Genomic DNA, 12,297 nt, shown 5'->3' with positions numbered 1-12,297 from the left:
CAGCTCGGGTCCGCGACGCCCGGCACGGCACCTCGCCGCGTTGTCGGATCAGCCGAGTACGTCCGGTACGCGGCAGATCCTCCGCCTTGCGAGGCACCGCACCGGACGCCGCGGCCTGATCCGACCTGATCCAAACGACACCCCCTAGCACCCGCACACCTCACACTCGGCCCTGTCCGGACCTGAACCGTCCAGACAGGGCCAGGCGCGTTCGACGGCCCCGCCGCAAGCGCCTGACGGTGGCCACGTTCTCACGTGAAGGAGCGGTGTCGCGCGGCCTGGGGCTCTGCCCGTCCGTGAACCGGCACATGAACCATGCGGCCGCCCACTCCCCGTGGGCGGCCCGAGTCGGTCAGGCGCGCCGCGAGACGCGCTGCCGGAGTATCAGCCCGCCGATGCCGAAGCCCGTCCAGGCGGTCAGTACGGCGATGCCGCTGATGATTCCGTCGCCGTGGAAGTAGGCGAGGCCGTTGACGGCGCGTACGCCCACCCCGACCGGGAGGACGGCGGAGAACGGCTTCAGCCAGACGGGCAGGAAATCGGGGGGAAGGCTGCCGCCGCTGGTCGCGTTGCCGACCGTCATGAACACCACGGCTGCGGCACTGGAGCCCAGAGCCCCCAGCGTCCGTACGAGCAGCATCGTGGACGCGCCCACGGCCATGGCGACGAGGGCCACCAGGCCCGCGACCCCGAAGAACGGTGCGGGCAGCACATCGAACGCCGCTACGACGGCGGCCACCGTCAGGCCGCCCGCACCGCCGAACGCGGCGAGCGAGAGCAGGCGTCGTCCCGTGGTCAGTCCGGGGCCGAACTGGAACGTCATGATGCCGAACAGGTAACCGGCGAGGACCAGTCCGAAAGTCGTGTAGAAGACGACGAGTCCGTTGGCGTCCCTCGGTGACGCCGGGACGACGTCGACAGCCGTCAGCCGCTCCCCACCCGCATGGGCGGCCGCACCGAAGGCCCTGACCACCAAGGTCTTGACCCCAGGTCCGTGGGCGCCCGCGAAAAGCAGCTCCGCGGTGGCGTGTCCGGGAACGTAGGCGGCGTAGACCTCTCCCCGTGCGACGGCGGTACGAGCGGTTTCCCTGTCCGGCACCGCCTGGACGCGGAAGGTGTCCGGGGACTGTCGCGACAGGCGTGCCGCGACCGTTGCGGCTCGGTCGGAGGACACCACGGCGACCGGCAGACCGCGGGCGGTGGGGGCGTGGAACGCCGACAGGTACACACCGATGAAGATCGTCCCGATCGCGACGGCCACAGCGACCGGAACCAGCACCGACCGCATCCACGCGGGCCCCCGGGGACGGACGGGTTGCCGCGAACGGACTCGCGAGGCCACGGGAGCGTGCTGGGCTGAAGTGTCGGGCATGCCTGGTTCCTTGCTGACGAGGTCTGGGACCGCGCGGATTCCGCAGGGCCGTGACCGCGAGGCGGGAGACCGCCTCAGCCGACCCCCGGTGCCGGGAGGGCTGTTCCGGCGGACAGGGGCGACGCTGACTCCACGCGCTGATTCGCGGCAGCCAAAGGGCCTGCGTGGAACCGGAACACCTCAGGTATAATTAGTTGCGCAACGAACTATATGAGAGGTGTGGAAGCCCGGTCAAACGTGTCGGGAACGCGGGTCCTCGCGCGACCGGTACGCCGGATGACGCTCCTGGGCAGCACTGTGGATGATTGCGGGGTGCTGGTTGAGACAGAGGCGACGAGGCAGGATTCAACGCCGTCCCGGATGGTGCGCGTGCGCTCCGCGCTGGGGACCGTCGTGGTGCCCTGGCGGGGGGACCCGGCCGGTGTGGGGCGTGAGCATCATGTCGAGTGGACGGTCGACGAGGACATGACCTGGGCAGGCAACACGATGCCTGCCGCCATTGCTTCGTCCGCGGTGGGCGAGGAGGGCGACTGGATCGTCCTGCGAGGGCGCTTGAGCCTGACCGCCGACAAAGCGGCCTTCCTCGAGGTCGGCGGCTCGCAGATCCTCTTCGACCTCGCCGACCCGCTGCCGCCGGACGGGGCCGATGGAACCTGGGTCGAGGTCCGTGTCCGGCGGGACAGCATCGGACTGTGGCCTTACCAGCTCTGAAACGACGGAACGGGCATCGGATCTCGGTGATGCGCGACAGCAGGTGAATGCCGCCGGCGTCGCCGAAGACGTTGGTGGTGGTAACTCGGACGACGAACGGCAGTCCGAGAGCGCCGACACTGATTGGGGCGCTTGCGGGCCGGCTCTCTCCTGGCCGGGCCGAGTCCACATGCGCGGGGGACTTCATGGTCCGCGCGGGTGGTCCCGTTTCGTCGTCGGCTTCGTATGCGTCGACCGCTCCCTCGGCGTGCGCAACAGGCGTAGGCCGGCGAGGCTCTGGAGCGTCATCGTGGTGGCGGCCCGCGGCGGTGACGATGAACCCACCGTGCGCCCCGAGCGAGTCGATCGCCCAGCCGGAGACTGCCGCCGCAGCGGCCGAGCCCGCCGCGTTGGCGGAGCCGAGCCAGGAGAACGCCTGGGTCAGGACGGTCTGGTGGACAGTTGACACGGTGAGCACCGAGAAGAGCACCAGAAGGGGCGGGATCGTGGCACCGGTCAGGGCCACGGCCAGTCCGAGCCCGCACGGCGAGCCGACCGTGAGCAGGAGCAAGGTATCGAGCGTCAGCGCACAGGTCGCCGCCAGCAGTTGCACCGGGTGCGAGGCGCGCCATCGGCGTAGTCCGTACAGCCATCCGGCAAAGCGGAAATTCTCGTCGCCGGGGCCGTCGTAGTCCAGCCGGTCGTCGGCTTCAGGGAGAACGCCTGTGGACGAACAGGGCTTCAGGAACGCGACTGACGGTCCTGGATCGCGCGGGCCAGGGCCGGGAGCGCGACCTTCACCGCGCGCTGTTCCGGCTCGGCCAGTTCCTCGATGAGCTGCTGCAGGGCCTCGGCGCGCTCTGCGCGGCGCTGCCGGAAGACCTCGAGACCGGTCTCGGTGGCTTCCACCAGCACCACCCGGCCGTCGCTGGGATCGGCGACCCGCTGCACCAGCCCGCCACGTTCCATACGGGTGACGAGCTGGGTCATGTTCGGCTGAGAGACTCCCTCGGCCCGGGCCAGCACGGTCAGCCGCTGGGGACCTTCCCGGCCCAGCCGGGCGATCGCGGTGGACGCCGCGGTGCTCAGGCCGCCGGCGGTGGCGCTGTGGCGCATGTAGCGGACCAACTGCTCCACGGCGATCATCAGGTCGTCCGACGGCACCCCGGACACCGCAGGGTCGGCACTTGTAGCCCGCTTATGCATCGATCGATTATATGTGGCCGCCGACGAGATCACTCTGACGTGGACCGGCGTCGCTCCACGTGGCAGAGAGTCACGCGAAGGCCACCTCGGCCGTGGCGTGGCGCCGTTCACGATGCGTCGCGATGCTCAGGGCGGCGTTCCGTCCCGTCGGTGCTCCGGACGCCAGCAGGTGCTCGCGCGCGAACGCGGGACGCCGTAGCCGGTACGACACCGACCGCACAGGGCGGGAGGGAGCGTTGCGGCGTACCAGTTCGAGCATGGTGAGCACCAGGAGCGGGCCGTGGACGACGAGGCCGGGATAGCCCTCCACGCCCTGGGCGTACGGAGCGTCGTAGTGGATGCGGTGTGCGTTCGCGGTGAGGGCGCTGAACCGGAACAGCAGCGCGGGGCCGGTGCGCAGGGGAAGCCGCCATGCATCCTCGGAGTGCGGCTCGGCGGTGACGTCGAGATCCACCGGATGCCGTCCGGCGCTCCGCCCGGACCGGTAGACGATGTCCTGTTCCTCGACCACGCACGTGGCGCCGTGCTGAAGGTATTCGCTGCGCACGGTGACGAAGAGGAGTTCCCCGGTGGAGCCCTGCTTGGTCGCCACCGTGCTCACGCCGCTGACGCGCTGAGCGGGCTCACCGACCCGCAGCGGTTCGACGACCTCGCAGCGTCCGCCGGCGAACATCCGCTGCCGGTCGGGGACGGTCGGCAGGAAGTGGCCGTGACGGGGGTGTCCGTCGTCTCCCAGGTCCAGCTGCGCCGGCCATCGCAGGAAGTACAGCCAGTGCCACAGCGGGGGCAGTGGATCGCCGGCCGTCGTGACCGGCTTCGGCTGGTCCAGGAGCGCCGACAGCGCGGCGACCGGGGCGGGGGAGAGGACGTCGTCCTCGGTGACCGCTGAGGGACTCCACGATTCCACGTAGGGACCGAGCCCGTTCCGGACGATGTGCATGACTTCTCCTCAACAGGTGGCGAGGGCGGCGCGGTCGGCCACTGCGGCTCGTTCAGGGCACGCCGGGCGCGCTCCACCAGGGCCGTACCGGCTGCCGGGCATGGGGCCGTCGAAGATCAGTACTTCACCTGAGGCGCCATGAGCATCCATGATGGCACTGCTGCCGGAACGAGGGAGGCTCCCGGAACGCACCGGCCGCACGACGGTGCATCGGGCGACTGGAGGGCGCGATCGCACCCCTATTCCGCACCGACGGAGCTGCCGTGTGAACCCTGCGGGAGATCCGCCGGTGACGGGTCCTCCGCGCAGCACGTTCCCCGTAAGGCTCCTGGAAGATCCCTGGAGGTCCGAACATGACCGCACTTCCGCTCTCTGGCGTCACCGTCGTGAGTGTCGAGCAGGCGGTGGCCGCACCCTACGCCACTCGCCAGCTCGCGGACCTCGGTGCCCGCGTGATCAAGGTCGAGCGGCCGGGAGACGGTGACTTCGCCCGCCGTTACGACACCACCGTGCACGGCCAGTCCAGCTATTTCGTCTGGCTGAACCGGTCCAAGGAGTCGGTGACGCTGGACCTGAAGTCCCCGGCCGGCCGGGAGGTGCTGGAGGAACTGCTGGGCGGGGCGGACGTGTTCGTGCAGAACCTTGCTCCTGGTGCGGCGGCCCGCCTGGGGCTGGACGCCGGATCCCTCACGGAGCGGTACGCCTCGCTGATCCCGTGCACCATCTCCGGGTACGGCACCAGCGGCCCGTGGGCGGACCGCAAGGCCTACGACCTGCTCGTGCAGTGCCAGACCGGCCTGGTCTCGCTCACCGGCACACCGGAGGAGACCGCTCGGGTCGGGGTGTCGGTCGCCGACATCGCCGCGGGCATGTACGCCTACTCCGGCATCCTGACGGCGCTGTACACGCGGGCGACCACGGGTGTGGCGCGGGCGGTGGAGGTCTCGCTCTTCGAGGCGCTGGCGGAGTGGATGGGCCAGCCCGCCTACTACACGCGGCATGGTGGCACGCAGCCCCCGCGCATCGGCACCCAGCACGCCACCATCGCACCGTACGGCGCCTACACGGCGGGCGACGGCAAGCAGGTGCTGTTCTCCGTCCAGAACGAGCGGGAGTGGGCGGCGCTGTGCGAACGCGTCCTGGCCCGGCCGGAGTTGGTGGACGATCTGCGGTTCGCCACGGGACCGGACCGGGTCGCCCACCGGGGTGAACTCAACGTGATCATCGCCGAGTGGTTCCTGCGGTCCGACGGCGACGAGGTGATGAAGCTGCTGGACGCGGCAGGGATCGCGAACGCCGGGGTCAACGACGTACGGGAGTTCATCGACCATCCGGTGCTCGCCGGGCGCGGCCGCTGGCACGAAGTGGCCATCCCGGGCGCCGTGGTGCCGGCACTCCGGCCGCCTGCGGACCTGGCCGGCATCGGGCCGCGCATGGACCCCGTGCCCGCCGTCGGCGAACACACCGAGCGGATCCTGACCGAACTGGGACTCTCCGCAGCCCGGATCGAGGGACTGCGGGCCGACGGCGTCATCTGACAGCACGCTTCGGCACTGAGCGCACTGAGCGCACTGAACGACCTGAGCGCCCTGAACCACGAGGAGTACACCGTGAGCACCCTGGACGCCCTCTCCGAGGACGAGCAGTTCGTCGTCAAGACCGTACGCGAGTTCGTCGACAAGGAGGTGAAGCCCGTCGTCCAGGAAATGGAGCACTCCGACACCTACCCGGAGGCCCTGATCGAGCAGATGAAGCAGCTCGGCATCTACGGGCTGGCGATCCCCGAGGAGTACGGCGGCAGCCCGGTCTCCATGCCCTGCTTCGTCCTGGTCACCGAGGAACTCTCCCGTGGCTGGATGAGCCTGGCCGGTGCCATGGGAAGCCACACCGTGGTGGCCAAGCTGCTGGTGCACTTCGGCACCGAGGAGCAGAAGGGCCGCTACCTGCCGAAGATGGCCACCGGCGAGACGCGGGCCACCATGGCCCTGACCGAGCCCGGCGGCGGTTCCGACCTGCAGGCCATGCGCACCGTAGCCCGCAAGGACGACGGGGGCACCTCCCGGGCGGGTGAAGCCGAGCGTGGGGGTGAAGCCGAGCGTGGGGGCGGTTACGTGGTCAACGGTTCCAAGACCTGGATCACCAACTCCCGGCGGGCCGGGCTGATCGCGCTGATGTGCAAGACCGACCCCGACGCCAGCCCCGCGCACAAGGGCATCTCGATCCTCCTCGCCGAACACGGACCGGGGCTCACCGTCTCCCGCGACCTTCCCAAGCTGGGCTACAAGGGCGTGGAGACCTGCGAGCTGGCCTTCGACGACTACCGAGTGCCCGCGGACGCGGTGCTCGGCGGCGTCGAGGGCAACGGCTTCTCGCAGATGATGAAGGGTCTGGAGACCGGCCGTCTCCAGGTCGCGGCCCGTGCGCTCGGCGTCGGCCGGGCGGCGCTGGAGGACTCCCTCGCCTACGCCCAGGAGCGCGAGTCGTTCGGCAAGCCCATCTGGCAGCACCAGGCGGTCGGCCACTACCTCGCCGACATGGCCACGTCGCTGACCGCCGCCCGCCAGCTCACCCTGTACGCCGCCAGGGAGGCCGAGGCCGGCCGGCGGGTGGACATGGAGGCCGGCATGGCCAAGCTGTTCGCCTCCGAGACCGGCATGCAGATCGCTCTCAACGCCGTCCGCATCCACGGTGGTTACGGCTACTCGACCGAGTTCGACGTCGAACGGTACTTCCGCGACGCCCCGTTGATGATCGTCGGCGAGGGCACCAACGAGATCCAGAAGAACGTGATCGCGGGCCAGCTCGTCAAGCGCGGCGGCCTCGACGCCTGATGGCGGGAACGACAGACATGAAGGCGCCCCGGGCGACGGCCGCCATGGAGAACAGGGGTGCGCCCGGCGTTTCCCTTGCCCGCTACCGCCGCGGGAGGATCCGGGCGTGACCCGTCAGCGGCACCGGCGGGCGTTGAGCCGGGCGGCCTGGCGCGTCAGGTGATCGCGCTCGGCGAGACTGGGTGCCTTGTGGGCCGCCTCGGCGTACAGCCGTGCCGCCGTCGCCAGGTCGCCGTCGCGCTCGTGGAGGTACGCCGCCACCGCGGTGTGTCGGGGCAGCGAGTCGTCCAGCGCCGCGAGCGCCGCCAGCCCGGCGCGCGGTCCGTCGGCCTCGCCGACGGCCACCGCGCGGTTGAGCCGCACGACCGGGCTGTCGGTCAGGCGCGCGAGTTCGTCGTACCACTCGGCGATCTGCACCCAGTCGGTCTCCCCGGCGGTGGGCGCGTCGGCGTGGAGGGCCGCGATGGCGGCCTGGGCCTGGAACTCGCCCAGCCGGTCACGGGCCAGGGCCGCCTGCAGGATCTCGACGCCCTCGGCGATCGACTCGGTGTCCCACCGGCCGCGGTCCTGCTCGGCGAGCGGCACCAGCCTGCCGTCGGGCCCGGTCCGGGAGGCGCCCCGGGCGTGGTGGAGCAGCATGAGGGCGAGCAGCCCCGCCACTTCGGGGTGGTCGATCGCGGCCGCGAGCTGCCGGGTGAGCCGGATGGCCTCGGCGGCGAGGTCGACGTCGCCGGAGTAGCCCTCGTTGAAGACCAGGTAGAGGACGCGCAGCACGGTGGCGACGTCGCCGGGCTGGTCGAAGCGGACACCGGAGACGGTGCGCTTGGCCCGGCTGATGCGCTGCGCCATGGTCGCCTCGGGCACCAGACAGGCCTGGGCGATCTGGCGGGTGGTGAGGCCGCCCACGGCGCGCAGGGTGAGCGCGACCGCGGACGACGGCGTGAGCGACGGGTGGGCGCACAGGAAGTAGAGCTGGAGCGTGTCGTCCGTCGCGGGCGCGGGCCCGGGCGCCGGCTCCTCGTCGACGCGGTCCTCGCGCCGGCGACGGGAGGCGTCCGCCCGGGTCGCGTCGAGGAACCGGCGCCAGGCCACGGTGACCAGCCAGCCCTTCGGGTCCCGGGGAGGGTCGGCCGGCCAGACGCGGACCGCCTCGACGAGCGCGTCCTGCACGGCGTCCTCGGCCGCCGCGAAGTCGGCTCCGCGGCGGACGAGGATCCCGAGCACGCTCGGCGTGAGGCTCCGGAACAGGGCCGCGTTCACGTGAGGCTCCGGAGCAGGGCCTCGTTCATCGGAGAAGTCACTCCGTGATGGTGGGCGCCGCGCCGAAGAACGGGCGCACTTCGAGCCACTCGTGGATCGGCTTCCCGCCCGCACCGGGAGCGGCCGACAGCTCCCCGGCCAGCTCGACGGCGCGCTCGTGGCTGTCGACGTCGATCACCATCCAGCCGGCGATGAGGTCCTTGGTCTCGGCGAACGGGCCGTCGGTGACCGGCGGGCGCCCCTCACCGTCGTACCGCACCCAGGTCCCCTCGGGGGCGAGTGCCTGACCCTCGACGAACTCGCCGGTCTTCTCGAGCCGGGCGGCGAAGTCGTGCATGTACTGCATGTGGGCCGAGATCTCTTCCGGAGTCCACTGGTCCATGGGCACGTCGTTCACTGCGGCCGGAGCGCCGCGGTAGTGCTTGAGCAGCAGGTACTTGGCCATCGTGCTTCTCCTCGGTGCTGGTGCGACCCATTGTGGTCACGCTCACCTCGGGGACGGAGCCGATCGCGCGTTCTCGACATCGCCGTCCAAGTTTTTTTGACTCTCCTGGATGAGCCTCGGCCCACCCCGGCAGCCCTCCGAAGCCACGCCGCGTACCGGTCGAGGCCCAACCCGCCAACCGGCTGGGTCCACCCCGCCAACCGGCGGGAATCACGGATGGGCGACCGATGCCCGGCCTCTGGGGTGGTACGGATCCACCGGCGAACCCGCGACGAGTGGAGCGCACGTGATCCAGGTCCTGGTGGTCGACGACGAAGCCCTGGTCCGCGAGGGCTTCTCGCACATTCTCAACGCGGCGGACGACATCAAGGTGGTGGGTGCGGTTCCCGGCGCCGACGCCGTACGGGCGGTGCGGGAGCTGCGACCCGACATCGTTCTGCTGGACATCCGCATGCCCGACGTGGACGGGCTCACCGTATTGGCCGACATCCGCCGGTTCCAGGAGCCCCCGGTGGTGGCCATGCTCACCACCTTCGACACCGACGAGTACGTCACGGCCGCACTGCGCTCCGGAGCCGCCGGATTCCTGCTCAAGGACACCGACCCCGAGCAGCTTCCCCAGCTGGTACGAGCGCTGGCCCGAGGCGGCCCCGTGCTGTCGTCCAAAGTCGCCCGCACCGTGGTGGACGGCTACCTCGACGCGGGCGCGCGTGACCCCTCGGCCGTCCGGCTCACGGCCCGGCTGACCGAGCGCGAGCGCGACGTCCTCGTGCTGGTGGCCGAGGGGCTGGCCAACACCGACATCGGCGACCGTCTGCACCTGAGCACCGGCACCGTCAAAGGCCATGTGAGTGCCGTGCTGAACAAGCTGGAGGTCAGCAGCCGCGTCCAGGCGGTGCTGATCGCCGAGCGGGCGGGGCTGCTGGCGCCGTCGAAGGAAGAGGACGCCGGATGACGCCCCGAAGGGTGCCTGCTCCGCTCCTGGACGTCGCTCTGGTCGGCGTCGCGCTGGCGGACGCGTCGGTGCACGTCGGCCTCGGCGACCAGCCGGCCATGGCCCTGGCACTGCTCGCCGCCTTCGCTCTCCTGCTGCGGCGCCGGCTTCCACTGACGACCTTCGTCCTCACCCTCCCGACCGCCCTGATCTCCGACGCCGCCTTCGCCACCACGGCCGCGCTCTACACCCTCGCCTCACTGAGCAGACATCGCCTTTTGCTGGGCGCGTGCGCACTGGTCTTCGGGGTGGGCGCGTTCCTGCCGTGGCCCTGGTCGTCGCTGAAGACCACCGAACTCACCGGGACCGCCAACCTCTTCCACCTCACCTACACGCTGGCCACCGCGACCGCCCCCGTCTTCCTCGGCCAGCTGGTACAGGCCCGGCGCGACCTGTCCCTGCGCCTCGCCGAGATCTCCGAGGCCCGCGAGCACGAACGGCTGCTGACCGACCAGAGCGTTCTCGCGAAAGAGCGCGCGCAGCTCGCCCGGGAGATGCACGACGTCGTCTCCCACCAGGTCAGCCTCATCGCCGTACAGGCCGGAGCGCTCCAGGTCGCCGGACCGGACGCCAAGACCAGACAGGCCGCGGCCACGATCCGGCGACTCAGTGTGCAGACCCTCGACGAACTGCGCCACATGGTCAGCGTGCTGCGCGCCTCGGGCAGCCGGCCCACGGAACTCACCCCCCAGCCCTCCCTCGCCGACCTGCACCAGCTGGTCGACGCCGGCGGTATCGAAGCGAAACTGCACACCGACCTGCCGGAGGACCTTCCGCCGACCGTCCAGCGGGCCGTCTACCGAACGGTGCAGGAAGCCCTGACCAACGTGCGCAAACACGCCCCCGGCGCGACGGCCGTCATCCGCATCCACCACAGGGCCGGCATCCTGCACACCACCGTCACCAACACCGCCCCCACCCGCCTCGCCCTCGTGCTGCCCAGCTCCCACCACGGCCTCGTCGGCCTGCGGCAACGTGCGGAACTCCTCGGTGGCAGCGTCACATCGCGCCCCATGCCCGACGGCGGCTACGAGCTGCGCCTGGAACTGCCCGTCGATCCGAACCGGTGAACCCCTGCCACCGCGAGCCCACGGGCGGTCGGTCAGCGGACGGAAGCCAGCTTGCCGCCGTGAGCGCCGGTCCCGGCCCCGGCCGCTGTTCCAGGGCCTGAGCAGGAGCAGTTCCGCACGGCAGAGACCAGGGCGGCGATCTCTTCTTCCGTGTTGTAGTAGTGCACGGACGCCCTGACGACCTCCGCGAGGCCCCGGGCGTCCATGTCGAGCCGGGTCGAGGCCGTACGAGAGACACTGACGTTGATCCCTTGAGCGGCCATGGCCGACTTGATGTTGTCGGGCGCTACGCCGTCCAGGGTGAACGTGGTGATACCGCAGCGTCGTACCCCCAGATCCCGCACGGTGATGCCGGGCACCTCGCCGAGCTGCTCGCGGAGTGTCTCGGCGAGCTGGGTGACCCGCGCCTGGATCCTCGGCAGGCCCCAGCCCAGGGCGTGGTCGATGGCGGCGCCGAGGCCCAGCCGAGCCGCGTAGTTGGCCTCCCACGTCTCGAACCGGCGTGCGTCCGGCCGTATGTCGTACCGGTCGGCGGCGGTCCAGGTCGCGGAGTGCAGATCCAGGGTCGGTGGGACGAGTCGGTCGAGTACGTCTCGTCGGACGTAGAGCAGCCCGGTGCCGCGGGGACCGCGCAGGTACTTGCGGCCCGTCGTCGAGAGCATGTCGCAGCCGATCTCCCGCACGTCGACGTCGAGCTGGCCGACCGACTGACAGGCGTCGAGGAGATACAGCGCGCCCGTCTCGCGAGCGACCTTTCCCACCTCGGCCGCCGGGTTCACGAGGCCCCCGTTGGTGGGGACGTGCGTCACCGAGATGAGCCGCACCCGCTCGTCCATCGCGGCGCGCAGGGCGTCGACGGAGATCTGGCCGTGCTCGTCGTCGGGGACGACCTCGACGCGGGCGCCGGTGCGCTCGGCGATCTGGAGGTACGCGATGAAGTTGCTCGCGTACTCGACCGTGCTGGTCAGAATGCGGTCCCCGGGCCGGAAGGGGATCCCGTAGAAGGCCATGCCCCACGCCCGGGTCGCGTTGTCGACCAGCGCGATCTCGTCACGGTCGCAGCCCAGCAGCCGTGCCGCGGAGCCGTACACCGACTCGATGTCCTCGGCGGCGTGGGCGGCGGCCTCGTAGCCGCCCATGCCGGCTTCGAGGTGGAGGTGGCGTACGGACGCGTCGAGGACCTGGCGGGGCATGAGCGAGGCGCCCGCGTTGTTGAGGTGCACGACCTTGGCGCATCCCGGTGTGTCGGCGCGTGCCCGGGCGACATCACCGCGCGTGAAGCCCCCCTGCGCCACGACCTGTCCTGCTCGTGTCTGCGTCACTTCTCTTCTCCCATCGCGTCCCGGATGTTTCGAGAGCCCTGACGAGGTGCTCGGGCGAGGATGATGACGCTGAGCGCCCGATCGGTCACGTTTGGTCGGGAAGGCGGGAGGCCGGGCGGCCGACCTCGACCGTACGGCGCCCCACCTGCGAGGCCGGAGAACCTTCC

11 protein-coding genes are annotated in these 12,297 nt (G+C 70.8%); 5 read left to right on the top strand and 6 right to left on the bottom strand.

Translation table 11 applies throughout. The features are described 5' to 3' along the window. Positions 1 to 352 precede the first annotated feature (352 nt). Positions 353 to 1,372: an ABC transporter permease gene (locus OIB37_RS01555; RefSeq protein WP_330455665.1), complete on the bottom strand. Its 1,020-nt coding sequence runs from the start codon at positions 1,370 to 1,372 to the stop codon at positions 353 to 355. Positions 1,373 to 1,648: 276 nt separating this feature from the next. Between OIB37_RS01555 and OIB37_RS01550 the strand changes: the two genes are divergently transcribed. Then, complete coding sequence (locus OIB37_RS01550; RefSeq protein ID WP_330455664.1) at positions 1,649 to 2,083, top strand: hypothetical protein; 435 nt, start codon at positions 1,649 to 1,651, stop codon at positions 2,081 to 2,083. 720 nt (positions 2,084 to 2,803) lie between these two features. Here the strand turns inward: OIB37_RS01550 and OIB37_RS01545 are convergent. Next, the gene (locus OIB37_RS01545; protein WP_330455663.1) at positions 2,804 to 3,268 is read right to left on the bottom strand and encodes a MarR family winged helix-turn-helix transcriptional regulator; all 465 of its coding nucleotides are present in this window, start codon (positions 3,266 to 3,268) and stop codon (positions 2,804 to 2,806) included. A gap of 70 nt (positions 3,269 to 3,338) precedes the next feature. Next, a complete protein-coding gene (locus tag OIB37_RS01540; RefSeq protein WP_330455662.1) occupies positions 3,339 to 4,208 on the bottom strand; it encodes an FAS1-like dehydratase domain-containing protein in 870 nt (289 codons plus the stop codon). Positions 4,209 to 4,561: 353 nt separating this feature from the next. Between OIB37_RS01540 and OIB37_RS01535 the strand changes: the two genes are divergently transcribed. Both OIB37_RS01535 and OIB37_RS01530 read left to right on the top strand, forming a co-directional pair. Further along, positions 4,562 to 5,746 (top strand): CaiB/BaiF CoA transferase family protein, encoded by a 1,185-nt coding sequence (locus tag OIB37_RS01535; RefSeq protein WP_330455661.1) that lies wholly within the window; start codon positions 4,562 to 4,564, stop codon positions 5,744 to 5,746. Between the two features lie 72 nt (positions 5,747 to 5,818). After that, positions 5,819 to 7,039: an acyl-CoA dehydrogenase family protein gene (locus tag OIB37_RS01530; protein ID WP_330455660.1), complete on the top strand. Its 1,221-nt coding sequence runs from the start codon at positions 5,819 to 5,821 to the stop codon at positions 7,037 to 7,039. A 114-nt stretch (positions 7,040 to 7,153) separates the two neighbouring features. On the opposite strand, the gene OIB37_RS01525 is transcribed toward OIB37_RS01530, so the two are convergent. Together OIB37_RS01525 and OIB37_RS01520 are read right to left on the bottom strand one after the other, a co-directional pair. Beyond that, positions 7,154 to 8,299 (bottom strand): RNA polymerase sigma factor, encoded by a 1,146-nt coding sequence (locus tag OIB37_RS01525; protein WP_330455659.1) that lies wholly within the window; start codon positions 8,297 to 8,299, stop codon positions 7,154 to 7,156. 37 nt (positions 8,300 to 8,336) lie between these two features. Further along, positions 8,337 to 8,744, bottom strand: coding sequence for a YciI family protein (locus OIB37_RS01520; RefSeq protein WP_330455658.1), 408 nt, complete (start codon positions 8,742 to 8,744; stop codon positions 8,337 to 8,339). Positions 8,745 to 9,030: 286 nt separating this feature from the next. On the opposite strand from OIB37_RS01520, the gene OIB37_RS01515 reads away from it, so the two are divergent. Beyond that, complete coding sequence (locus OIB37_RS01515) at positions 9,031 to 9,699, top strand: response regulator transcription factor (protein ID WP_330455657.1); 669 nt, start codon at positions 9,031 to 9,033, stop codon at positions 9,697 to 9,699. After that, entirely contained in the window at positions 9,696 to 10,808 is a 1,113-nt protein-coding gene (locus OIB37_RS01510; RefSeq protein WP_330455656.1) for a sensor histidine kinase, read from the top strand. The genes OIB37_RS01515 and OIB37_RS01510 overlap by 4 nt, the downstream gene beginning before the upstream one ends. 32 nt (positions 10,809 to 10,840) lie before the next feature. Here the strand turns inward: OIB37_RS01510 and OIB37_RS01505 are convergent, their stop codons facing one another. Beyond that, positions 10,841 to 12,130: an aminotransferase class V-fold PLP-dependent enzyme gene (locus OIB37_RS01505; protein ID WP_330455655.1), complete on the bottom strand. Its 1,290-nt coding sequence runs from the start codon at positions 12,128 to 12,130 to the stop codon at positions 10,841 to 10,843. Between the last annotated feature and the right edge of the window lie 167 nt (positions 12,131 to 12,297).

Source organism: Streptomyces sp. NBC_00820 (assembly GCF_036347055.1).
Lineage (GTDB): Bacteria > Actinomycetota > Actinomycetes > Streptomycetales > Streptomycetaceae > Streptomyces.
The sequence above is the reverse complement of the archived record's forward strand: the minus strand, read 5'-3'. Positions and strand labels throughout refer to the sequence as shown.